At 40.0% G+C, this 23,751-nt stretch carries 20 protein-coding genes; 19 read left to right on the top strand and 1 reads right to left on the bottom strand.

Annotation, left to right across the window (positions count from 1 at the left end):
• The first annotated feature begins 115 nt into the window (after positions 1 to 115).
• From G611_RS0102390 to G611_RS0102365, 6 genes are read left to right on the top strand one after another with little or no spacing between them, the layout of a single operon-like run.
• Positions 116 to 1,063 carry a glycosyltransferase family 2 protein gene (locus G611_RS0102390; RefSeq protein WP_028242250.1) on the top strand — a complete coding sequence of 316 codons (948 nt, stop codon included), beginning with the start codon at positions 116 to 118 and terminating at the stop codon, positions 1,061 to 1,063.
• Positions 1,064 to 1,076: 13 nt separating this feature from the next.
• A complete protein-coding gene (locus G611_RS0102385; RefSeq protein ID WP_028242249.1) occupies positions 1,077 to 3,029 on the top strand; it encodes a polysaccharide biosynthesis protein in 1,953 nt (650 codons plus the stop codon).
• Positions 3,030 to 3,044: 15 nt separating this feature from the next.
• Positions 3,045 to 4,283 (top strand): DegT/DnrJ/EryC1/StrS family aminotransferase, encoded by a 1,239-nt coding sequence (locus tag G611_RS0102380; RefSeq protein ID WP_028242248.1) that lies wholly within the window; start codon positions 3,045 to 3,047, stop codon positions 4,281 to 4,283.
• 13 nt (positions 4,284 to 4,296) lie between these two features.
• Positions 4,297 to 4,992, top strand: coding sequence for a sugar transferase (locus tag G611_RS0102375; protein WP_028242247.1), 696 nt, complete (start codon positions 4,297 to 4,299; stop codon positions 4,990 to 4,992).
• Between the two features lie 18 nt (positions 4,993 to 5,010).
• On the top strand, positions 5,011 to 6,660 hold the full coding sequence (locus G611_RS0102370) for a hypothetical protein (protein WP_028242246.1): 1,650 nt from the start codon (positions 5,011 to 5,013) through the stop codon (positions 6,658 to 6,660).
• A 3-nt stretch (positions 6,661 to 6,663) separates the two neighbouring features.
• A complete protein-coding gene (locus G611_RS0102365) occupies positions 6,664 to 8,250 on the top strand; it encodes a glucosyltransferase domain-containing protein (protein WP_028242245.1) in 1,587 nt (528 codons plus the stop codon).
• A gap of 49 nt (positions 8,251 to 8,299) precedes the next feature.
• Here the strand turns inward: G611_RS0102365 and murJ are convergent, their stop codons facing one another.
• Positions 8,300 to 9,826, bottom strand: coding sequence for a murein biosynthesis integral membrane protein MurJ (murJ, locus tag G611_RS0102360; RefSeq protein ID WP_028242244.1), 1,527 nt, complete (start codon positions 9,824 to 9,826; stop codon positions 8,300 to 8,302).
• Positions 9,827 to 9,946: 120 nt separating this feature from the next.
• On the opposite strand from murJ, the gene G611_RS0102355 reads away from it, so the two are divergent.
• From G611_RS0102355 to G611_RS0102295, 13 genes are all read left to right on the top strand, one after another.
• Positions 9,947 to 11,122: a DegT/DnrJ/EryC1/StrS family aminotransferase gene (locus tag G611_RS0102355; RefSeq protein WP_036947858.1), complete on the top strand. Its 1,176-nt coding sequence runs from the start codon at positions 9,947 to 9,949 to the stop codon at positions 11,120 to 11,122.
• A gap of 23 nt (positions 11,123 to 11,145) precedes the next feature.
• Positions 11,146 to 12,189 (top strand): polysaccharide biosynthesis protein, encoded by a 1,044-nt coding sequence (locus tag G611_RS0102350; protein WP_028242242.1) that lies wholly within the window; start codon positions 11,146 to 11,148, stop codon positions 12,187 to 12,189.
• Positions 12,189 to 13,409 (top strand): NAD-dependent epimerase/dehydratase family protein, encoded by a 1,221-nt coding sequence (locus tag G611_RS0102345; RefSeq protein ID WP_028242241.1) that lies wholly within the window; start codon positions 12,189 to 12,191, stop codon positions 13,407 to 13,409. The genes G611_RS0102350 and G611_RS0102345 overlap by 1 nt, the downstream gene beginning before the upstream one ends.
• 56 nt (positions 13,410 to 13,465) lie before the next feature.
• Positions 13,466 to 14,623, top strand: a complete 1,158-nt coding sequence (wecB, locus tag G611_RS0102340) for a non-hydrolyzing UDP-N-acetylglucosamine 2-epimerase (protein WP_028242240.1) — start codon at positions 13,466 to 13,468, stop codon at positions 14,621 to 14,623.
• A gap of 56 nt (positions 14,624 to 14,679) precedes the next feature.
• The gene (locus G611_RS0102335; protein ID WP_028242239.1) at positions 14,680 to 15,723 is read left to right on the top strand and encodes a glycosyltransferase; all 1,044 of its coding nucleotides are present in this window, start codon (positions 14,680 to 14,682) and stop codon (positions 15,721 to 15,723) included.
• A gap of 14 nt (positions 15,724 to 15,737) precedes the next feature.
• Entirely contained in the window at positions 15,738 to 16,184 is a 447-nt protein-coding gene (locus tag G611_RS0102330; RefSeq protein ID WP_051195016.1) for a GtrA family protein, read from the top strand.
• A gap of 81 nt (positions 16,185 to 16,265) precedes the next feature.
• Positions 16,266 to 17,849 carry a DUF5722 domain-containing protein gene (locus tag G611_RS0102325; protein ID WP_028242237.1) on the top strand — a complete coding sequence of 528 codons (1,584 nt, stop codon included), beginning with the start codon at positions 16,266 to 16,268 and terminating at the stop codon, positions 17,847 to 17,849.
• A 96-nt stretch (positions 17,850 to 17,945) separates the two neighbouring features.
• Complete coding sequence (locus G611_RS0102320) at positions 17,946 to 18,908, top strand: glycosyltransferase family 2 protein (protein WP_028242236.1); 963 nt, start codon at positions 17,946 to 17,948, stop codon at positions 18,906 to 18,908.
• On the top strand, positions 18,908 to 19,525 hold the full coding sequence (locus G611_RS0102315) for an acetyltransferase (RefSeq protein WP_028242235.1): 618 nt from the start codon (positions 18,908 to 18,910) through the stop codon (positions 19,523 to 19,525). The genes G611_RS0102320 and G611_RS0102315 overlap by 1 nt, the downstream gene beginning before the upstream one ends.
• Positions 19,525 to 20,667, top strand: a complete 1,143-nt coding sequence (locus tag G611_RS15085) for an acyltransferase family protein (protein ID WP_051195015.1) — start codon at positions 19,525 to 19,527, stop codon at positions 20,665 to 20,667. The genes G611_RS0102315 and G611_RS15085 overlap by 1 nt, the downstream gene beginning before the upstream one ends.
• 400 nt (positions 20,668 to 21,067) lie before the next feature.
• Positions 21,068 to 21,685 (top strand): superoxide dismutase, encoded by a 618-nt coding sequence (locus G611_RS0102305; RefSeq protein ID WP_028242234.1) that lies wholly within the window; start codon positions 21,068 to 21,070, stop codon positions 21,683 to 21,685.
• Positions 21,686 to 21,782: 97 nt separating this feature from the next.
• Positions 21,783 to 23,060 carry an O-acetylhomoserine aminocarboxypropyltransferase/cysteine synthase family protein gene (locus tag G611_RS0102300; protein WP_028242233.1) on the top strand — a complete coding sequence of 426 codons (1,278 nt, stop codon included), beginning with the start codon at positions 21,783 to 21,785 and terminating at the stop codon, positions 23,058 to 23,060.
• 177 nt (positions 23,061 to 23,237) lie between these two features.
• Positions 23,238 to 23,645 (top strand): hypothetical protein, encoded by a 408-nt coding sequence (locus G611_RS0102295; RefSeq protein WP_028242232.1) that lies wholly within the window; start codon positions 23,238 to 23,240, stop codon positions 23,643 to 23,645.
• Positions 23,646 to 23,751: the final 106 nt, after the last annotated feature.

The raw sequence follows: 23,751 nt of genomic DNA, 5'->3' as shown, positions 1-23,751 counted from the left end.
AACCACTATAAACAAATACTATGTTATAATACAGTATTGAGTAATTTGCTTTTTTACTCAATACTGTTTTTGGTTTACGCCAAATCTAAAAAATAAATTTTTAGGATGAACATATATGGATAAAATAGCGGTATTAATACCATGCTTCAACGAAGCGGTAACAATAGAAAAGGTGGTAAAAGACTTCAAGGCAGTTTTGCCAGAAGCCACCATTTATGTTTATGATAACAATTCCACAGATGGCACAGATGAAATCGCCAAGAGGGCTGGGGCCATTGTTCGTTACGAACGCCAGCAAGGCAAAGGAAATGTTATCAGACGCATGTTCTCAGAAATAGATGCCCAGTGTTATTTGATGGTAGATGGAGATGATACATATCCAGCCGAAGCGGCACGGGAAATGGTTGATAAGATTTTTGATGACCATGCAGATATGATTGTAGGTGACAGACTTTCTTCCACATACTTTGAAGAAAACAAAAGACCTTTCCACAATTTTGGTAATTCAATTGTGCGTTGGAGCATCAATAAGCTCTTCAAAAACGATATCAAAGATATTATGACAGGCTACAGAGCCTTTTCATATCGTTTTGTTAAGACATTCCCAATCCTTTCAAAGGGATTTGAAATTGAAACAGAAATGAGCATCCACGCTGTTGATAAAAACATGTTTGTGGAAAATGTTATTATTGAATACAGGGACAGACCAGAAGGCAGCGAATCAAAGCTTAACACCTACGGCGATGGTATGAAGGTATTATGCACAATCTTACGCTTGTTCAGATTCTACCGCCCTAACATATTCTTTGGAACTACAGCGGTAGTTCTTGCATTGCTTTCAGTTATTTTCTTTATACCAGTGTTAATCACTTATGCTGAAACTGGCTTGGTGCCACAGTTTCCTACTCTTATAGTATGCGGATTTGTTATGATTGCGGCCATCCAGTCCTTCTTCGCAGGTGTTGTACTTAAGACAATCTATCAGAAGAACAGACAGGACTTTGAAATGGATTTGTACCGAGTAACAGACGATTTTAAAAGAAAACTATCTAAAGACGAATAAAGGAATTAGTTAAATGGAACTTTTAAATAAAATGAAGCATTGGCAGAAGGTAGCTTATGTTCTTGCAGCCTACGATTTTATTACTGTAGCCCTTTCATATTTCTTAGCTTTATGGCTAAGATTTGACTGCCAGTTTTCTCATATCGAGGAACCATACTTAGATAAATATTATTTAATCATCATCCCATACACAGCCTTTGTTTTGCTTGTGTACTATTTCTTGGGACTGTACAGAAGTATATGGCGCTTCGCCAGCTTCTACGAGCTTAAAAAGCTTGTTATAGCAACTGTTATCACATTTGTAGCTAACGGAGTTGTGGTTACTGCATTGGTTTACCGTATGCCTATATCGTACTATGTTTTTGGTATAGCGTTTCAGTTTTTCTTTGCAGTAAGCATTCGTTTTTCATACCGATTCATTTTGTTGCTTCGCGAGAATCGTGAGAACTCAGGAATAGAAAACAATGTCCTATTAATTGGCGCTGGTGCAGCAGGTCGTATGATCCTTCGTGATGTTAATTTCGTTAACGGGCGCGGGAATACTGGCACCAAGGTGGTATGTATTATTGATGACAATCCTAATAAATGGGGCCGATATATTGATGGCGTAGAAGTAATTGGCGGCAGAGACAAGATACTTGCTGCTGTAGAAAAATACGAAATAAAAGAAATCTATATCGCAATTGCGAATATCACTCCTAGCGATAAGCGTAACCTTATCAACATCTGTAAGGAAACAGATTGCAAGATTAAGCAGTTACCTAACATGTATGCTGAAAAGGCAGGTGTTATCAGCGCTGGTAATCTTCAGAACATCACTATCGAGGATGTTCTTGGACGTGACCCAATCAGCCTTCATCAGGAAGATGTTGCTGCTCAGCTTAAGGATAAGGTCGTTCTTGTTACAGGCGGTGGTGGATCTATCGGTTCGGAGCTTTGCCGACAGATTGCAAAATACGGTCCAAAGCAGCTTATCATTTTTGATGTATATGAAAACAACGCATACGACATTCAGTTAGAATTAAAGCGCAGATATCCAAATCTTGATTTGGTAACTCTTATTGGTTCAGTGCGTGATGCCAGAAGAATTAATTCTGTATTCGAAACATACAGACCAAACATCTGCTATCATGCAGCAGCACACAAGCATGTACCTCTTATGGAGGACAGCCCTTGCGAGGCTATCAAAAACAACGCAGTAGGTACTTACAAGACAGCATATGCTGCCATGAAATACGGTTGCGACCGATTCGTTCTTATCAGCACAGATAAGGCTGTTAACCCTACAAATGTTATGGGTGCGACAAAGCGTATCTGCGAAATGATTATCCAGACATTTGATAACATGGTTCGCAACAATCAGGAGGACAAGCTTCCTGTACTTATCACACATCAGCTTGATATTGATATGGAAGATGTGGATAAGGTTTCTGCAGGTAGTGGCCACACAGAATACGTTGCTGTACGTTTTGGTAATGTACTTGGTTCTAACGGTTCGGTAGTGCCTCTGTTCAAAAAACAGATTGCAGAAGGTGGCCCAGTTACACTTACACACAAGGATATCATTCGTTATTTCATGACCATCCCTGAGGCAGTCAGCCTTGTACTTAAGGCCGGCGCTAATGCCAGCGGTGGTGAGATATTTGTATTAGATATGGGTGAGCCTGTCAAGATTCTTGACCTTGCTCGTAACATGATAGAGCTTGCTGGTCTTCGACCAGACATTGATATCGAAATCGAATACATAGGTCTTCGTCCAGGCGAAAAGCTATACGAAGAAAAGCTCATGAGTGAGGAAGGCTTGAAGGAGACAGAAAATCATCTTATTCATGTAGCTGAGCCTATTAAGTTTGATTCGGCAGAGTTTATTAACAATCTTAAGGAACTCATGTCGTTAGCATATTCAAATGAGGCACCAGAAGTGGTTCAGAAAATCCGCGAAACAGTGCCTACATTTAAAGGTTAGAAAGGGGTATAGGAAATGTCTTTACCTAAGAGAAACATACCATTTAGCCCACCAGATATTAGTGAGCTAGAAATTTCAGAAGTGTGTGATGCACTTCGCTCAGGATGGATCACAACTGGTCCTAGAACAAAAGAATTAGAAAAAAGATTGGCCGAGTACTGTGGCACATCAAAGGTAGTTTGCCTTAATTCAGCCACCGCTGCAGAAGAGCTTAACTTCAGAATTTGTGGAATCGGCGAAGGTGACGAAGTTATCGTGCCAGCTTACACATACACCGCATCTGCATCAGCAGCTATTCATTGCGGTGCCAAGGTTATTTTTGTTGATAGCCAAAAGGATTCAACAGAAATGGATTACGATAAGGTTGCTGCTGCTATCACACCTAAAACAAAGGCTATTGTAGCCGTAGATTTAGGCGGAATCATGGTAGATTATGACAAGCTATTTGCTGCAGTAGAATCTAAAAAGGATTTATTTGTACCTGGCGGTAACACAGATTTAGGTCAGCGTATCCAGAAGGCCATTGGCCGTGTTTTAGTTTTCGCTGACGATGCACACGCCCTTGGCGCATCTAGAAAGGGTGTTATGGCAGGTGCCATTGCAGACTTTACAGATTTTTCATTCCATGCAGTTAAGAACTTTACTACAGCAGAAGGTGGCGCTTCTACATGGAAGGATATTCCTGGTGTAGATAATGATGAAATCTATCATCAGTATCAGCTCTACAGCTTACATGGACAGAGTAAGGATGCTTTAGCCAAGACTCAGGTAGGTGCTTGGGAATACGATATTATTGGCCCTTGGTACAAGTGCAACATGACAGACATTATGGCTGCCATCGGTTTGCGTCAGCTTGACAGATATCAGGGAATGCTTGATAGAAGAAAAGAAATGATTGCTAGATATGATGCTATGTGTGATGAATTAGGTGTTATGCATCTTCATCATTACACAGATGAATGCACATCATCTGGTCATTTGTATTTAGTTAGAATCCCAGGCATTGATGATGCTACAAGACGTGAAATCATAATTAAGCTTGCAGAACAGGGCGTTAACACTAATGTTCATTACAAGCCACTTCCAATGATGACAGCCTATAAGGCATTAGGTTGGGATATTAAGGATTTCCCTAATGCATATGCATATTATGAGAATCTTATCACATTGCCACTTCATACACTTCTTTCTGATGAAGATTTGGATTACATTATCCAGATATTCAAAGAAACAGTAAGCCAGTATATCAAATAGAAAGGTGCATTTGATGAGACTTAGAAAATGGGAAGACATTCCTGAATTTATGCGTTGCGAAGAAGTAAAGCCATACTATGACGCTTTATCTCATAAACGTATTCAGCTTTTTGGCAAAAGACTTTTTGATATCGTAATTGCGATAATACTGTTAGTACTTCTCGCAATTCCAATGCTTATAATTGCTATTATGATTAAGCTTGATAGCAAAGGACCAGTATTTTACAGACAGGAAAGAGTTACAACATACGGCAGACATTTCAGGATTCACAAGTTCCGTACCATGGTAAATGACGCTGATAAAATCGGAACAGCAGTTACTGTTGGTGGGGATGCCAGAATTACAAAGGTTGGTAGCAAGCTTCGCAATCTTAGATTAGATGAAATGCCACAGCTGATAGATGTTTTGATTGGTGATATGAGCTTTGTTGGAACACGTCCAGAGGCAGTAAAATATGTGGATGCATACACAAAAGAAATGAATGCAACACTTCTACTTCCCGCTGGAATCACATCTGAAGCAAGCATTCGCTATAAGGACGAAGCCAAGCTTTTGGATGCGGCAGATGATGTAGATAAGGTCTACATCGAAGATATCCTACCAGCAAAAATGAAGTACAATTTAGATAGTATTAAGTATTTTAGTTTTGGAGGCGATATTGTCACCATGTTCAGAACAGTGGCGGCAGTCCTAGGAAAAGAATATTAATTGAATGAGGAATAGCACATGTCAAACTTGAAAAAAGAATTCCAGGAGAATAAACTTTACGGACTATTTTTAATCATGCTAGGAGCATGTGCTATTTGCCAACTCATACTTACTTTTTATTTCACAGCATTTCAGGGCCAGGAGCACATGGGTATAGATGCATCCTGGGAATATCTTAAAGGGATAGTGGCTGCCAAAGAAGGTAGCTTATATCCTGCATCTGTCATGCACGGTACCACTCATCCTGAATTTGAAAGAATGATTTTGGTACTGCCTTTCTATAAGCTGATCGGAAACATTTTTGTAGCCTACAGTTTATCAAATCTTATATTTACACTGATTTCAATTTTATTGATTTTCATAATCTCTGAGAATTTTAAATTTAATATGTCAGTAAAGTTGCTGCTGATTAACATGTTTCTTTGCCCTTATCTTGCCAACGGATATAAGGTGGCTAATGAATTGGGGTATCATGAATCAGTTAATGGATTTGCAGCTTATTACAATGTCTTGATAATCGCATTCTTTTTGATATTGCTTTATTTTACAGGAGATGAATGTAATAAAAAAATATCATGGCTTGGAATCTTAACATGTTTTGTTATCGCTTATGTGGCTATGTGTAAGGGCATGGGAATCTTTATCTGGGTTGGACTGCCTATTATCTTATTCTTGCTGATTCAGATGTTTGTGAAAAACGATATTAAAATATTTACGCAAACTAAATCAATTTATCTGATTTTGTTTGTAGCTGCAATGTTTGTTGGAAGAATGATTGGCGGCATCTTAGGATTTGAATATTTGGATTCAGATTCCATGTGGGTAAATGCCGGCGAGTTCATGAAGAACTTAGGCAATCTACTTCTAGGCTTTCCACTTATGCTGGGTGGAATTCCTGATGCCGGAATCACCAGAAATCCAGCATCTTTATTTGGCTTTGTTTATTGCTTCGGCATTGTAATATCATTTGTTTTATATTTAGCTGTTATTTACTGGCTGGTTATGACAGTTAAAAAGGCCAAAGAATCAGAGGCTATGGATGAAAATATCCTATTTTTACTTGTGATTTTCTTCACTGCTATTTTTATGTTTGCTTTTTTAGCACCATACATTATTGGCGATTCATTCAGCGTTCGTTATTTAATCATTGCTACACTGGCAGGCTTTTTCATGATTGGATTGTTCATTCAGTCTCTTGACGAAAAGCTTTTGTTTAGAAAGTTTGGAGTAGTTGCATTATTTGTTTCTATAGCGTGCATGGATCTTTATTCTGATTATTTTTTAGCAATCTCAGATAACAGTGCATGGCGTGTGGATGAGCTTTTATCTGCGGTAGAAAAGACCGATGCAGGTTTGGTTTATTTCTGGGATAATGGCAAGACACTGGTTCAGCCAGAACGAGTAATCAGGGTTATAGATGATAGCAGGGTTTATAAGTGTGTATCAAATGGTGATACTCTTGAAAACTTTGGCGATTATAAATACTACGATGATAGCACTCAGTATGAAGGTGCCACAGTGATGGTAGTTCTTCAGGATGATATTGCAGCTCCAGAATCTGTTATGGAGCAATATGAACTTATAGATACCATTGGGGATTACGGCATTTATTATTGCAATAATAACCCAGTTGATTTTAAGAACATGGTTTCAAATTGGAAGGAATAAAACATGAATTTTACAGATGATATTGAAAGATTTATAGCACGATGCAAGGATAGGCTTTCTACTCAGCAAATCTACAGTTTGTGTGCGGTATTAATAGCAGGCCTTCTTGCTCATGGATACATTATATTTAATCGTATTTCATATCATGATAATGCAGCTTGTCTGTTTAACTTAGGTGGCACATACGAATCAGGACGATGGATGCTTGGAATCATATACGATTTACAAATGATGACTACTAAGCTTTTTGCAGTACCTGTTTTTAACGGAATATTATCTATAGTATTCGTTGGAATTGCAGCAATGTTGCTGGTTGATTTATTCAAGGTTAATAGCAAATTCATTGCAGCAGCCATTGGTGCAGTAATGGTGGTATATCCTGTTGTAACAAGCATATTTTCTTTTATGTTTACATCATGGGAATACCATTTGGCACTTCTTTTATCAGTGCTTGCTGCAAAGATTTTTATCGAAAATAAAACCGTGGGTTCTTTTATATTATCAGTAATAGTATCGGCAGTAGGCCTTGGCTTATATCAGGCTTTTTTCGCTGTAACCATAGTAATGTTTTTGGTGGCGTTGTTGCTTAGCTCCATTGATGATGAATTTGATAGTGTTCTTGCTTATGTCAAAACAGGAATCCTTTATCTTGTAAACTTAGGTTGTGGCATGGTTTTATGGGCTGTTATTCGTAAATTGACAATGGCGTTAAAGCACATTGAAGTTGTTGAGTATAAGGGAATGAATGAGGGCTATTCAATAGCTAAATTCCCTGCCCTTATTGTAGACTCTATCAAAGCCTTCGTTGGATTTGGTCAGGCAGGAATTAATGCAGTTTTATATCAAAGAGCTTTCACGGCAATAATCGTGGTAGTTACAATTCTTCAGATTATTTATCTGATAAGCTGTATGAAATCAAATATTGGCTTAAAGCTTATTAGCATTGTTGGAGTTATACTTTTACCAATTGGTATGAACCTTGTGTATCTGCTTTCTACCAGCAGTGAATATCATGTAGATACATTGATGGTTTACGGTGACATATTTGTATATATCTTACCTTTATTATTGATTGAAAAGATGCAGGCTAACTGCAAATCTAATACTAAGATGAGTGGTGTTGTATCCGCTGTTACATGGGTTCAGATCATAAGCTTGTTTGTTATGACATTTGGTTACATCTATATGGACAATGCAGCTTATATGAAGGCTGAAATAGCCGAAGAACAGGCAACATCATACTTTAATCAGCTTATTACAGCTATTAAAACCTGCGACGGTTTTTCAGAGGATATGGATATCATATTGGTTGGCTGGGACAAGCTTGATGATGGAACCTTTGTTGATGTTGATAATAACGAACAGCTGGAGGCTGTTAAGCTTGAAAAGTTCCCTCGTTACACTGATATTGTTCGTTACGGTGGCTCAATATATTTCATCCGTGAGCATATTGGTTTTGGAAATGAGCATGTTATCGAAGACGATGGAACAGTTGCCAAAGAATCTGTAGTAAAGAAAATGCCAACATATCCAAATGATGGCAGCATCGTTGTTTCAGATGGAAGAGTAATTGTAAAATTAGGAGAATAAAAAAGGTTGTTCCGAATCATATCGGAACAACCTTTTTGTTTAGCTTCTTTTATCTACCAATCTTGCTTAACACTTTTTCCTTAATAATATCTACTTCTTCAATCTTCATTGCCATAAGAATCAATCCATATCCGCCTAATCCGATAACGGCTGAGATAATAAATGTAAGAAGACTGCTTGCTACAAAGTGCTTTACAACCAAAACAGTTGCGATGGTAAATGCAGCACTTGGAAGCTGTTTAAGTAATACTGGCAGATGCACTCTGAATTTATAATCAGGTATATGCTTCTTAAGCATCTGTGAGTTAATCAAAAAGTTTACAGTCAAGCTGATGGAGCTGGCAATTGAAATGCCAAGTATGCCAATAAAATGTGACAGGATGATACTGAACATTATGTTGGCACCAACAGCGAAGAAACCAGTGATCATAGGGCCCTTTGTATTCTTGAACGAATACAGACCTCTTAAAATAATGTCACGGACACCTGAACTTGCGAAGCCCAAAGCGTAACCAATAAGGGCAGCGCTTGTCATTGCAACGGAATTAGCATTGAACTCGCCACGGGCGTAAGCGATAGTAACAATTTCCTTTGAACACATGCAGGTAACTATTGTGATAGGAAGCATGATACAAATCATTGTGTTGATTGCTTTTCTCATTGTATCAATAAGCTTTTCAAAATTACCTTCAGTGGTGTATGTGGAGAAGTTTACATATAAAACATCTACAACGTTATTAACTAAGATAACGCAAACAAAATCCTCTAATACAACTGCGTTATTAAGGGCAGATGCGTTACCGGCGCCAAGCCCTGTAGATAGTGAATTATCTACAATCTTATTTACCTGCGATACGGAATTTCCAATAAAAAGTGGAAGGGCTGTAAGAAGTACTGTTCGTATTTCAGGCACATTCTTAAATTTTACAAAACTGAATTTAAAATACTGACGGCCTCTAATCAGCAAAAGAGAACCAAAAACGATATAGCTGATATACTGCGCAACAACCAATGATGATACTGCAAGTACGTTGTACAAAAGCACGCAACAAAGGATTGTTGTGATACTTGTGATGGCTGATTCTGTACGGCTTACAACGAAATCCTTATTGGCATCCATCATGGAAGTCCATACCAGTGTAACTACCGCAAATAAAAAGAATGGATAGCATATTCTAAGGTAAGATTGCAAAATCATTGAACGTTCTGGTGAATAAGAAGGAGCCAGTATTCCAGCAATCTGTGGTGTAAGCATATAAGCTAAAAGTAAAACCACAAGAACGATAGGAACTAAAAGCTCCAAACAGGCGCTTAAAAGCTTGCTTGCCTCATCACGTCCTTTTTGCACAAGGCAATGAGTGTAAATGCTTACCAGTGATATGGTGATGGCTCTGATAAATGCTGATGAAAGGGAGCCAACAAAATTAAAAGCTACATAATATATATCTGTTTCAAATGTGGTTCCAAAATAGTAGGCAACAACGGCCTGCTTAACAAAACCTAAAGCTTTGAAACACAGTGTAAGTATGGTTATAAGCAGGGTGGTCCCCACGATTCCTTTTGTTTGTTTAGACATAATTTCCTTTCAGCCAAAAATGGCACTTCATAATAAACATATCGATTATAAGCTATGTTTTAACAAATGTAAAATAATGTGATATACTGTTAGGGATTGAGTTTAATGGAGGAAACAGATATGATTCCAGTAATGAATGTACAAAGACAATATGCTTCTCTTCAGGAGGAGTTAGATACAGCAGCCCTTGAGGTATTACACTCAGGTGGCTACATCTTAGGACCAAAGGTTGCAGATTTCGAGCAGCAGTTTGCAACATACTGCGGTGCTAAATATGCAGTAGGTGTAGGTAACGGAACAGATGCTCTTGTTATTTCACTTCTTGCAGCAGGCATTGGCGCAGGTGATGAGGTCATTACTACAGCTATGACATTCGTATCAACAGCTGAGGCTATTGCCCAGGTTGGCGCTACACCAGTATTTGTTGATATTGATGCAGATACATACACAATGGATCCTGCCAAGCTTGAGGCAGCATTCACATCAAAGACAAAGGCAGTTATTCCTGTTCATATCTACGGACAGGCAGCTGATATGGACGAAATCGTTCGTATCGCTCACGCACATAATGCACTTGTTATTGAGGATTGCGCACAGGCAGCAGGCGCTAAATATAAGGGACGCCGCACATGCTCACTTGGTGACATGGCATGCGTTAGCTTCTTCCCTACTAAGAACCTTGGCGCAGCAGGAGATGCTGGTATCATCGTTACAGATGACGAAGCTCTTTACAAGGGCTGCATGGCTTACCGTGTTCACGGTTCAGGTCTTAACGGTGCATACACATATGCCAGATTAAACGGTCAGGACTTCGATGAATCTAAAATCGATTTCCACGGTAACTTACCTAAATATTACAATTACCTTGTAGGCTTCAATTCACGTTTGGATGCTCTTCAGGCAGCAATGCTTTCAGTTAAGCTTCCACATTTGGATGCTTGGAACGAGCGCCGCAGACAGATTGCAGCTACATATAATGAAAAGATTACTAATCCACTTTTCACAAAGCCAGTAGTTGGTGAGCATAATGAACACATCTTCTATGTATATCCAATGAAGGTTGAAAATCGCAGCGCTTTCAGAGCATACATGGAAGAAAAGGGAATTGCTACAGGAGTTTACTTCCCAGTTCCAATGCATGAGCAGGAATGCTTCAAGGGACTTGGCTACAAGCATGGTGATTTCCCTGTTGCAGAAGATTTGGCAGAGCACGGAGTAACAATTCCAATGTTCCCAGAACTTACATCAGAAGAAATTGAAGCTGTTATTAATGCAGTTAATGAATTCAAAGGTTAATATAAATATAGAGGAGAAACGCAATGAATTGCGAATTATTCAAAGATAAAACACTTATGATTACAGGTGGTACAGGCTCATTCGGAAGCACTGTACTTAAGCATTTCTTAGATTCAGATTTAAAGGAGATCCGTATTTTCTCACGTGATGAGAAGAAGCAGGATGATATGAGACATCAGCTTCAGGCTGAGCACCCAGACCTTGCAGGTAAGGTTAAGTTCTACATTGGCGATGTTCGTAACATGCGTTCAGTTCAGGACGCTATGCCAGGAGTAGATTTCATCTTCCACGCAGCAGCACTTAAGCAGGTTCCTTCATGCGAATTCTTCCCAATGGAAGCTGTTCGTACAAACGTAGAAGGTACTGACAACGTTCTTCACGCAGCAGTAGAAGCTGGCGTACAGCGTGTTGTTTGTCTTTCAACAGATAAGGCAGCTTACCCTATCAATGCTATGGGTATTTCAAAGGCCATGATGGAAAAGGTTATCGGCGCAAACGCTCGTGTTGCAGCCGGTAAGACTACTATCTGTACTACACGTTACGGTAACGTTATGTGCTCACGTGGTTCAGTTATCCCTCTTTTCATCGACCAGATTAAGGCAGGTAACCCAATCACAATCACAGACCCTAACATGACTCGTTTCCTTATGAATCTTGACGAGGCAGTTGCTCTTGTTATGTTTGCTTTTGAGCACGGCGAGCCAGGTGATTTATTCGTTCAGAAGTCTGATGCCAGCACAATTGGCGACCTTGCAAAGGCTGTTCAGCAGCTCTTTGGCGACACAGGTACAAAAATCATCGGTACACGCCACGGCGAGAAATTATTCGAAACTCTTATGACTAACGAAGAGTGCGTTCGTTCCGTAGATATGGGTAACTACTACCGCGTTCTTCCTGACGGACGTGACCTTAACTATGATAAGTTCTTCGTAGACGGACAGGTTCACACTATGGCAGCAGATGCTTACACATCACACAACACAAAGCGTCTTGATGTTCAGGGCACTGTTGATAAGATTATGACTACTGACTATGTTAGAGAAATGTTAGAGAATTGGAATAAATAATGAAGATACTAGTTACTGGCGCAGCCGGATTTGTGGGTAAAAATTTAGTAGAGACACTCAAATGTGCCGCCGATGGCAGGGACAAGTTCCATAGCCTTGACGAAGAGATTGTTATCTACGAATACGACAGAGCTTCCACCTTAGAGGAGCTTGATAAATACTGTAGCGATTGCGATTTCGTATTTAATCTTGCAGGTGTTAATCGTCCTAAAGATACAGCTGAATTCATGGAAGGAAATTTTGGGTTTGCCAGCACACTTTTAGACACACTTAAAAAGCATGGCAACACATGTCCTGTAATGATTTCATCATCTATCCAGGCTACACTTTTAGGCAGATATGCAGGTAGCGATTACGGCAAAAGCAAGCTTGCTGGTGAGGAACTTATTTTTAAATATGGACAGGAGACAGGCTCTAAGGTATTAGTTTACCGTTTCCCAAATCTCTTTGGTAAATGGTGCCGTCCTAACTACAACTCAGCTGTTGCTACATTCTGCAACAACAAGGCTAACGGTCTTGAAATTACAGTTAATGATCCAACTACAGAGCTTGAGCTTGTATACATAGATGATTTAGTTAACGAAATGATAAACGCCCTTCGTGGCGATGAGCACAGATGTGATTATGATGAGGATGGTCAGGTGATACCTGATACAGCAGGACGCTATTGTTATGTTCCTGTTTCTCATCGTGTGACATTAGGCGAAATAGTAGAGCTTCTTGATAGCTTTGTAGCCGAGCCTTCCACACTTATGATGCCAGCCATCCCAAATGGCAGCTTTGCTAAAAAGCTATACAGCACATATCTTAGCTACCTTCCAAAGGATAAGGCATGCTTTGATTTAAAGATGAACGTAGACAACCGTGGTTCATTTACAGAGCTTCTTAAGACAGCAGACCACGGCCAGTTTTCAGTAAATATCAGTAAGCCAGGTATCACAAAGGGACAGCATTGGCACCATACTAAATGGGAATTCTTTATCGTTGTATCAGGCCACGGTCTCATCCAACAGCGCCGCGTAGGTGTAGATGAAAATGGCCAGCCATTTCCAATGATAGAATACGAAGTAAGTGGTGAGAAAATCCAGGCAGTTCACATGTTGCCCGGTTATGCACATAATATTGTTAATCTATCGAATAGTGAAGATCTAATAACATTCATGTGGGCCAACGAACTCCTGGAGCAGGACAGACCAGATACATATTTCGAAAAAGTATAAAAGGCTTCTCAACTTGGGAGAAGCTGTCAGCGAAGCTGACTGATGAGGGTAAAATTATGTTCAAAAACAACGGAAAACTAAAATTATTAATCATAGTAGGCACAAGACCCGAAATTATCCGTCTTGCCGCCGTAATCAAAAAGTGCCGCAAGTACTTCGACTGCGTCTTAGCACACACAGGTCAGAACTACGACTACAATCTTAATGGCGTATTCTTCAAGGACCTTCAGCTAGACGACCCAGACGTATACATGGATGCTGTAGGCGACAACTTAGGCCAGACAGTAGGCAACATTATTGCCAGATCTTACGAGCTCATGGTAGAAATTCAGCCAGACGCTCTTCTTATCTTAGGCGATACAAACTCATGTCTTTCTGCTATTGCAGCAAAGAGATTACACATCCCAATCTTCCATATGGAAGCTGGAAACAGATGTAAGGACGAGTGCCTCCCAGAGGAGACCAACCGTCGTATCGTAGATATCATTTCAGATGTAAACATGGCATACTCAGAGCACGCCAGACGTTACCTTGCAGAATGCGGTCTTCCAAAGGAGCGTACTTATGTTACAGGCTCTCCTATGGCAGAAGTATTACATGAGAACTTAGATGCGATTAAGTCATCAGATGTTCTTGATAAGCTTGGCCTTGAGCCAAAGAAGTACATCCTTCTTTCCGCTCACCGCGAGGAAAACATCGATACAGAAAAGAACTTCACATCACTTTTTACAGCAATCAACAAGCTTGCTGAAAAGTATGATATGCCAATCCTTTACAGCTGCCATCCACGTAGCCGTAAGAGATTAGAATCAACAGGCTTCAAGCTTGACCCACGTGTTCGCATGCACGAGCCACTTGGCTTCCACGATTACAATCATCTGCAGATGAATGCCTTTGCAGTAGTTTCAGATTCAGGTACACTTCCTGAAGAATCAAGCTTCTTTACAAGCATTGGCAACCCATTCCCAGCAGTATGTATCCGTACATCTACAGAGCGTCCAGAGGCTCTTGATAAGGCTTGCTTCGTGCTTGCAGGTATTGACGAGCATTCACTTCTTCAGGCCGTTACAACAGCCATCGATATGAACGAAGAGGGTGACTATGGTATACCAGTACCTGATTACATCGAAGAAAATGTTTCAACAAAGGTTGTAAAGATTATCCAGTCTTACACAGGTGTTGTTAACAAGATGGTTTGGCGAAAAGATATATAGTAAATAATAATTGTAGTCGCGTATACGGCTACAATTATTTTATGAAAGGATAAGTTATGAAGATTTTACACATCCTAAGTTCTCATATATATTCAGGAGCTGAGAATGTTGTATGCCAGATTATTAACATGTTCAAGTCTGACGATGATGTAGAGATGGCATATTGTAGTCCTGATGGCACAGTTAGAAAAGCGTTAGAAGAGCGTGAAATTAATTTCTATCCAGTAGAAAAAATGAACACTTCAGAATTAAAACGTGTAATTGTCGCATATCAGCCTGATGTAATCCATGCTCATGACATGCGTGCAGGATTTCTTGCAGCAAAAGCATGTGGTTCCATCCCACTTATTTCTCATATACATAATAATGCCTATAATAGCAGGGGTATTTCTCCAAAGTCTATTGCATATTTTTATGCAGCCATGAAGGCTAGAAATATTATATGGGTTTCCCAGAGTTCATTTGAAGGCTATGCCTTCCATGGCCCTTTAAAGAAAAAGAGTGTTATCCTATACAATGCCATCGACACTAATGAACTTCATAACAGAATGGAATTAGATCCTAACACCTATGATTACGATATGGTTTTTGTAGGTAGAATGGTTTACCAAAAGAATCTCCATAGATTACTGCAAATCACACGTCTTATAGCGGACGAATATCCTAATATAAAAGTAGGAATAGCAGGAACAGGCGAAGATGAGGAGGAATTAAAACAGCTATGCACTGAGCTTAAACTTGATAATAATGTGAGCTTCCTGGGATATCAAAGCAATCCACTTAAGCTGTTACATGATTCTAAGCTGATGGTTCTTACTTCCAGATGGGAAGGCACACCTATGGTTGCCCTTGAATCAATGGCTCTTGGTACACCAATCATCAGCACACCATCAGATGGAATGATAGATTTGATTACTGATGGATATAACGGATATTTATCAGATGATGATAAGGATTTTGCACATAAGATAGTTAATGTACTTTCAGATGAAAAGCTATACAACACCCTGAAGGAGAATCAGCTTAAGCGTTCTGCCGAAGTAAATGATATTGAAAAATATAAAGCAGTACTTTGTAAACTATATGGAATAAAGCAATAGAAAAGGAAGTCATAATGAAAAAGATTAAAGATTTATATTTTGCTCATGAAGAAATCATCAACTATTTAGTGGTAGGAGTACTTACTACAATTGTCAGTTGGATTGCTTACGGATTATGTCGATTCGTATTAGATGTTAATGGGAACCAGCTGCATATGCAACTAGCTGTTTTAATTCGCTGGATTGCAGGTGTGTTATTTGCATACTTTACAAACCGTAAGTTCGTTTTCAAAAGCACTAATCCTAATAAGATAAAAGAATTTGCTAGCTTCACGTCTTCAAGAGTAGTTACTTATTTCTTAGACGCATTAATTATGGCATTTCTTCCAGGATTTTTGCCAGCAGTAATCTGTGGATTATCAAGAGACTGGGTGGCAACATTGGTATCTGCAGTTGTAGTAACAGTTACAAATTATATTCTCAGCAAGTTTCTTGTTTTTGCAAAAACGAAAAAGTTATAGAAATTCACACATTTTTTATAAATTTATGATATTATAACTCCTGTAATTTTTGAGCATCAAAATTAAAGGAGTTATTTTTGTATGAAAGTTTTTAATCGTATTGCGAGTTTAGTGATGGCGTTTGCTTTTGTAGTAACTACATTTTTATCAACACCAGCACTTACAGCAGAGGCTGCTAGCCAGGTAACAATTGCGGCTGTAGTCATTCAGGATGGTAACGTAGTAGTTACATCTCAGGGTGCAGTTTCATCTGACGATGGGGTGTATCATTTGATTGCTTCTGATGTAAATCAGGCAGCACCTACAGGTATTGATGTGGCTCAGGCACCAGTATCAGCTGCAGCTTCATTTACAGCACCATTAGGATATAATACTGAAGCATCTTTATTATTTAAGAAGTTTACAGTTTGCGTTATGAAGGGTGGCGCATTAAAGCCAGCTTCAAACAGCATGTTTATTCTTAATCCAGATTCAATTGGTAGTCATAAGATTGCAAGAGTTGAAAGCGGCAAGAAGGGCTTATTAGCAGAAGGAAGCTCTTCAAACATGGGTATGCGTACATTCGCTCAGCTTGGTGCAAAACAGGCTACAGTAACACTTGAACTTCAGAGAATTTCAAACGGACGTGGCACACCTTACGTATACAACGGAAAATCTTATAGCTTTAACACAGCTTATATCTCAGCATATGATAACTTTATCGCAAGATTATATGCCCAGGGAGTACAGGTTTCATTAGTTCTTGTTTGCGATAAAAATGCAATGACAAACTTCATCAGCCCTTACGCATATGATGGTTTAGGCAAGCATTCTTATTATGGTCTCAATGCTACAACAACTGAAGGTGCAGAGACACTTGCAGCTGCATGTACATTCTTAGCACAAAGATACAGCGGTTTACCATTCTTCGGTATGACTGCAAAGGTTGATAACTTCATCATCGGTAATGAGGTTAACGCTTGGAGACAGTGGAACTACATGAACTGTGGTAATAATCTTCCACAGTACACAGCAGAATATGCTAACGCATTCCGTGTTTGCTACAACGCAATCAAATCAGTAAATGCTAATGCAAATGTTTACACATGTGTTGATCATGCTTGGAACGCTTCAAGCAAGGGCGCTCACAGCTCAAGAGCATTCCTTACTCAATTCAACAACTATATCGCAAGCCAGGGTAACATTGATTGGAGACTTGCTTTCCATGCATACAATTATCCTTTAACTAATAATATGGCTTGGGTACCAACAGAGAAGGTACAGAGAAACCAGAACACAAAATATATTTCAGTTTACAATATCGATGTTCTTACAGACTTCTTAAGTCAGCCAGCATTCTTATCACCATCTGGCGCAGTAAGATCAGTTAAGCTTTCTGAGCAGGGATACACATCTTCTGGCGGACAGGAAGCACAGGCAGTATCTATTGTTTATGCAATCATGGTTGCAAACAACAACAGCCACATCGATGGAATCATACTTTCAAGAGAGAAGGACGACCCAATCATCGAAATGCCACAGGGACTTGCAAATGGCCTTCTTGATACAACAAATCATGCAAAGGTTTCATATGAAATGTACAGGGATGCTGAAAACCCAGCAACTATCGCTAAGGCAAGCGGTATGGCTGGTGTGGATTTAAACACACTTTTGGCACCTAGATAAATAAAAATACTTTGCCATCATAAGATATGGTATAATACAAGCGTCGGGGCTGATGATGTCAGCTTCGGCGCTAAATTTTTTATTAAAGGGAAAATTATGGCAAAGAAAATTTCGATAGTTGTTTCAGTATATAATGAGGAGCTTGGTCTTAAACAGTTTTACGACCACACCAGTCCCATCCTTAAGGAAGCCTGTGGTAATGCTGGGTGGGACTATGAGCTTATATTCGTTAATGATGGAAGCCGTGATGCAAGCCTTGATTTGCTTAAGGAATTTGCTGCAGCAGATGACCATGTAATCGTTGTTAATTTTGCAGCCAACAGAGGTCACGAGGCTGCTATGATTGCAGGCATTGATGTGGCCACAGGTGATGGAATCGTATGCATGGACGCCGATTTACAGCATCCACCAGAATCTATCCCAGCCATCATCGCCAAATTTGACGAGGGATATGATGTAATATCCATGGTCCGCACCGAAAGAGAGGATGCAGGCCTTTTCAAAAAGGTAACATCTGCAGCCTTCTATAAGGTTATGAATCAGATGTCCAAGGCCAATTTTGAAAACAATTCTTCTGATTTCTTCGGAATATCCCGTAGGGTAGCACTTGTGCTTAAGAAGGATTATCGCGAGCGTGTTAGATTCTTACGCGGCTATGTGCAGAATGTTGGCTTCAAAAAAACTACATTAGAATTCAAGGCCAGTGCCAGAGTAGCAGGAGAAAGCAACTACAACCTTAAGGCACTTGTAAAGCTTTCACTTAACGCTATCTGCAATTTCTCAGATGCGCCACTTAAAATGGGAATCTATGCTGGTATGGTATCACTTGCATTTTCATTTATTTTGATAATCTATTCTATCGTGCAGTTCTTCCTTGGAAATGCACCAGATGGATATTCAACACTTGTAGTTCTTATCAGCTTTATGTTTGGAGTACTGTTTATCATACTTGGTTTTATTTCAGAATATTTGGCGATTATTTTTGCGGAAGTGAAAAATCGTCCAATATATATAGTTGATAGTATTATCACTAAAAACGGGGAAGAGAGGAACGAGTAATGAAAAGTATAGCTATTATGGGCGCTAGTGGCCACTGCAAGGTTATTGCAGAAATTGCACTTGAAGAGGGATATGACAATATCGTATTTGTAGATTTAAATCCTACTATCGATATGCTTGGCGAATATCCTGTTGCGGATGAAGATACTGATTTAGATAATTTCATCAATGAAAAATACGATTTTATCGTTGGAATTGGTGATGCTAAAATCCGCCGTAAGGTGCAGGAAAAGCTTATAAGCAAAGGGGCAAATGTTGTTACTTTGGTTCACCCTAGCGCAGTTATCGCCTATGACGCCAAAATCGGCGTTGGTACAGTAGTAATGGCAGGGGCAGTGGTTAATCCTGGCACCACTGTTGGAGATGGAGTTATCATCAACACCTGTGCATCGGTGGATCATGACAACATGATTGGAGATTACGCACACATTTCAGTTGGAGCACACACTGCAGGAACAGTTGCCATCGGTGACAACACATGGATTGGCATAGGTGCAGTGGTTAGCAATAATCTATCCATCTGTTCTAACTGTACTATCGGTGCAGGCGCTGTAGTTGTGAAAAACATCATTAAAGAAGGAACTTATGTGGGAGTTCCCGCAAAAAAGATTGACTAATGGATACTAAGACTAGAAATAACAATATAGATATTATTAAGGGCATTGCGATAATACTGATGGTTTACGGGCACACCTTTGGTGTGGCTCGTGACTTCATCTATTTATTTCACATGCCCGTTTTTATTTTTGTAAGTGGATATTGCTTTAATAAGGCACATGGCGCCAGCCTGCAGCAGGCGGAGGGATATTTCTTTTCCCGCGTTCGCAGATTGTTGCTTCCTTATATGGGATTTAATATCGTTTATGCGATACTTAACAATCTGTTTATCAGCCTGAATTTCTACACTGATAATGGAGCCTTCAAGGAGGATGTTATCTTCATCCAAAAGGCGGCTCAGACACTGATGCACCGCAAGGGTATTAAGGAGCTGATAGTGGATGTTTATAATGTGCTCACTCTTAAGGACATCCCACAGATGGGCAGCGCCAGCTGGTTTTTAATCGTGCTGTTTTTGGTTTGCGTTATTCATTGTTTTGTGGAGTATGTGATTAGAGGATTAGGCCAGAAGGCCAGAGTTTTAGTGCTTGTGGCTTTGATGGCCTGCAATTTGATAGTGACTTATGCTATTTCTATAGGCTTTGCTTCTGAGGCACCTATTGCCGACAGACACTTGCAGTTCTTTGGAGTGTACAGCTGTTATCTGATGGGCGTGGTTACACGTGCTTTTGTAGATGGTGGCTTTTTGGCTAAATTGTCTGGTAAGAAGTGGGTAGTGATCTGCTTAGCACCAGTGGCATTTGCATTGTTACTTGCATTACTTCCTTTCGGAACCTTAGAGCTTTCCAAATCAGCCATCGTAAATCCACTATTTTTAATAGCCACTACCTTCCTTGGTATGGCAATGCTTGCATCTCTTGCATCGGATTTAGAAAATAATATTGTAGGCGGCTGGCTTACCTTCATCGGCAAGCACACCATGTCCATCCTGTTTATGCACATCCTTGCGTTCAAGCTGGTTTCAGTTTGCTACTGCCTGGCAGTTGGCAAGCCGTTGTACATGGTTGCTTCCTGGCCAGTAATCTTCGACGCACCAGAATACGTGCTTCTTATTTACACCATCGTCGGCGTGGCCCTGCCACTGCTGGTGGATGTGGCTATCGAAGCCTTTTTACTATCTAAGAGAAGATTTTTTAAATAGATAGTAGTGATTTTGAAGAGGTCTACTATCTGAGGAATAAAAAAGCTTGCTAGGTAGTAGGGCTGTATGACAAGGCTACTATCTGTAGGAAAAAATAGCTTCTAGATAGTAAGAAGGATTGTGGCGGTTACTATCTGAAGAAGAAAAAATGTATATAGATAGTAGTGAGCAAATAACAGACTACTATCTGAGAAAGAAAAATTAAAATAGATAGTAATGTTGTTCAAAAGGACTACTATCTAAAATGAAAAAAACTACAACAGATAGTAAAAAATTGATTGCCCAATATATTTTATATAGATTTAACATGGATTAGACATAGACTGTACTTTCGGTATCTAAAATGTGAAAACATTTAATGTTTGAGTATCAATGGTTTATTTGAAAGGAGAGTATGCACATGTACGAACAGATTAAATTACCTTATGCTACAGATGCCCTGGAGCCTTACATTGATAAGGAGACAGTGGAGACACACCATGGCAAACATCACGCTACCTATACTAAGAATTTCAATGATCTGGCTGAAAAAGCGGGAATGGCTAATCTATCAGCAGGGGAGCTGTTGGCAAGCTTAGATAAAGTCAGTGATGAAACCTTGAGAAAAGGCTTAAGAAATCAGGGTGGTGGTTACTACAATCACAATCTGTATTTTGAAATGTTCTCCCCTAATCCTGCGAAGGAGCCTACAGGTGAATTGGCAGCAGCCATCGATAAAACTTTTGGTAGCCTGGATGCTTTGAAGGAGCAGATGTCTGCAGCTGCAGCAGGACAGTTTGGTTCTGGCTGGGCCTGGCTTTCAGCGGATAAATCAGGAAAGCTGGCGGTGTCTACATCTTTAAATCAGGACAATCCTATTTCCGAGGGCAAGGGCATGATTCCACTGATTGCGTTAGATGTGTGGGAGCATGCATATTATCTTAAATATAAAAATTTAAGACCTGACTATATTAAGGCATTTTGGGAAATTCTGGATTGGAGCAAGGTTTCTGCCAGATATAAAGAAATCTGCTGTTAACAATTTATTTAAATTAGTCCTTTAATGTGTTAAAGTGTAAGGAGCGTATTTGATTACGCTCCTTATTTAATTGTAAATATACAGGAGGATATGTTTAATGACTAATCAAGGCATCGGAACTAAATGTGTACAGGCTGGATACACTCCAGGAAACGGCGAGCCACGCCAGATTCCAATCGTGCAATCCACCACTTTTAAATATGACACCAGTGAGGATATGGGAAAGCTTTTTGATTTAGAGGCTTCCGGATATTTCTACACAAGATTACAGAACCCTACTAACGATTATGTTGCTGCAAAGATTGCGGCTCTTGAGGGTGGTACAGCTGCAATGCTTACATCCAGCGGCCAGGCTGCAAACTTCTTTGCACTTTTCAATATCTGCGAATGCGGTAGCCACATCGTTGCATCATCATCTATCTACGGTGGTACCTTCAACCTTATCGAAGTTACTATGAGAAAGATGGGCGTAGATGTGACCTTCGTATCTCCAAAGGCATCAGAGGAAGAGCTTAACGCTGCATTCAAGGATAACACCAGAGCAGTATTTGGTGAGACTATTGCTAATCCAGCTCTTACAGTGCTTGATATTGAAAAGTTTGCCAAGGTTGCACATGAACACGGTGTACCTCTTATTGTTGATAACACATTTCCAACACCTGTAAACTGCCGACCAATTGAATGGGGAGCAGATATCGTTACACATTCAACTACAAAATACATGGACGGTCACGGCGCTGCAGTAGGTGGATGTATTGTAGATTCAGGCAACTTCGACTGGATGGCTCATGCTGACAAATTCCCAGGACTTTGCACTCCAGACGAAAGCTACCACGGAATCACTTATGCTGAGAAATTCGGTAAGGAAGGTGCATTCATTACAAAATGTACATCACAGCTTATGCGTGATTTTGGATGCATCCAGTCACCACAGAATGCATTCCTTTTAAATCTTGGTCTGGAATCACTTCACGTGCGCATGCCTCGCCATGTAGAAAACGGACTTGCAGTTGCTAAATTCTTAAGCGAGCAGCCACAGGTTAAGAAGGTTACATACCCAGGTCTTGAAGGAGATGAGTACTATGAAATCGCTCAGAAGTACCTTCCAAATGGCGGCTGCGGCGTAGTATCCTTCGAGCTTGAAGGCGGTCGTGCAGCTGCAGAAAGCTTTATGAAGAAGCTTAAGCTTATCGCAATCGAAACACACGTAGCTGACGCAAGAAGCTGCTGCCTAAACCCAGCCACATCAACACATCGCCAGATGTCAGATGAACAGCTAGAAGCAGCCGGCATCCCAGCAGGCCTCATCCGTGTATCATGCGGCCTAGAAGACTCCGCCGACCTCGTAGCCGATATCGCCCAGGCATTAAAATAACGTAGCGAACAATCTGTAGGTAACAAGAAAAATTATTCTTAAGCGAGGCATCCTAGCCGAGTGTAGAATAATTTTGCTTGTTGCCGTAACAGATTGCCCACAACCTAAATTCTTTGCATTTTTCCCAAAGAAGCAGTATAGTATTTCTTGCACAACGTATTTAGGGGAGCAAGAATCATGGGAGCAGATAATAAGAAAAATAGTATTAGTATTCAAAAATTACTTAGTCAGGCATTGTTCAAGCAGTATCCACTGATGATACTGGGCAACTTGACTAAGAACACCTATAGCTTTTTGACCTACAAGGATTTTACATCCACCAAATGTGATGTGGCTGGCAGCTTTGACGAGCTCATTGAATCGGGAGCCAGCACCATGCACGAAATGGACAGAGAGCTTTTTAAAAATACATTTTCAAGGGAAAATCTTCTGAAGGAATACGAAAACGGAACAGACAAGGTGGAAATCCGCGTTATCCAAAAAGGGGACGACGGCATTCTTCGCCGTGTGGAAATCACCGACTACCTGGTAGCCGACGAAGATAGCGACGACGTGCTCGTGGTGTCACTCAACCGTAATATGTAGATTATAAGATAAAGAAAGCCATCTAGTAGGCATCAAGCTCTAATAATTCTTTAGCTTCACATTAGTGAAGCGGAGAATTAATTAGGCTTGTAGCCGTAACTAGGTG

The sequence above is a fragment of the Pseudobutyrivibrio ruminis AD2017 genome (assembly GCF_000424305.1).
GTDB lineage: Bacteria > Bacillota > Clostridia > Lachnospirales > Lachnospiraceae > Pseudobutyrivibrio > Pseudobutyrivibrio ruminis_B.
This window is presented reverse-complemented; position numbering and strand designations above follow the sequence as displayed.

What these genes read in the sequence shown, in the direction of transcription:
- G611_RS0102390 (WP_028242250.1), top strand. Translation starts at nt 116, where the DNA reads ATGGATAAAATAGCGGTATTAATACCATGCTTCAACGAAGCGGTAACA.
- G611_RS0102385 (WP_028242249.1), top strand. Translation starts at nt 1,077, where the DNA reads ATGGAACTTTTAAATAAAATGAAGCATTGGCAGAAGGTAGCTTATGTT.
- G611_RS0102380 (WP_028242248.1), top strand. Translation starts at nt 3,045, where the DNA reads ATGTCTTTACCTAAGAGAAACATACCATTTAGCCCACCAGATATTAGT.
- G611_RS0102375 (WP_028242247.1), top strand. Translation starts at nt 4,297, where the DNA reads ATGAGACTTAGAAAATGGGAAGACATTCCTGAATTTATGCGTTGCGAA.
- G611_RS0102370 (WP_028242246.1), top strand. Translation starts at nt 5,011, where the DNA reads ATGTCAAACTTGAAAAAAGAATTCCAGGAGAATAAACTTTACGGACTA.
- G611_RS0102365 (WP_028242245.1), top strand. Translation starts at nt 6,664, where the DNA reads ATGAATTTTACAGATGATATTGAAAGATTTATAGCACGATGCAAGGAT.
- murJ (WP_028242244.1), bottom strand. Translation starts at nt 9,826, where the DNA reads ATGTCTAAACAAACAAAAGGAATCGTGGGGACCACCCTGCTTATAACC.
- G611_RS0102355 (WP_036947858.1), top strand. Translation starts at nt 9,947, where the DNA reads ATGATTCCAGTAATGAATGTACAAAGACAATATGCTTCTCTTCAGGAG.
- G611_RS0102350 (WP_028242242.1), top strand. Translation starts at nt 11,146, where the DNA reads ATGAATTGCGAATTATTCAAAGATAAAACACTTATGATTACAGGTGGT.
- G611_RS0102345 (WP_028242241.1), top strand. Translation starts at nt 12,189, where the DNA reads ATGAAGATACTAGTTACTGGCGCAGCCGGATTTGTGGGTAAAAATTTA.
- wecB (WP_028242240.1), top strand. Translation starts at nt 13,466, where the DNA reads ATGTTCAAAAACAACGGAAAACTAAAATTATTAATCATAGTAGGCACA.
- G611_RS0102335 (WP_028242239.1), top strand. Translation starts at nt 14,680, where the DNA reads ATGAAGATTTTACACATCCTAAGTTCTCATATATATTCAGGAGCTGAG.
- G611_RS0102330 (WP_051195016.1), top strand. Translation starts at nt 15,738, where the DNA reads ATGAAAAAGATTAAAGATTTATATTTTGCTCATGAAGAAATCATCAAC.
- G611_RS0102325 (WP_028242237.1), top strand. Translation starts at nt 16,266, where the DNA reads ATGAAAGTTTTTAATCGTATTGCGAGTTTAGTGATGGCGTTTGCTTTT.
- G611_RS0102320 (WP_028242236.1), top strand. Translation starts at nt 17,946, where the DNA reads ATGGCAAAGAAAATTTCGATAGTTGTTTCAGTATATAATGAGGAGCTT.
- G611_RS0102315 (WP_028242235.1), top strand. Translation starts at nt 18,908, where the DNA reads ATGAAAAGTATAGCTATTATGGGCGCTAGTGGCCACTGCAAGGTTATT.
- G611_RS15085 (WP_051195015.1), top strand. Translation starts at nt 19,525, where the DNA reads ATGGATACTAAGACTAGAAATAACAATATAGATATTATTAAGGGCATT.
- G611_RS0102305 (WP_028242234.1), top strand. Translation starts at nt 21,068, where the DNA reads ATGTACGAACAGATTAAATTACCTTATGCTACAGATGCCCTGGAGCCT.
- G611_RS0102300 (WP_028242233.1), top strand. Translation starts at nt 21,783, where the DNA reads ATGACTAATCAAGGCATCGGAACTAAATGTGTACAGGCTGGATACACT.
- G611_RS0102295 (WP_028242232.1), top strand. Translation starts at nt 23,238, where the DNA reads ATGGGAGCAGATAATAAGAAAAATAGTATTAGTATTCAAAAATTACTT.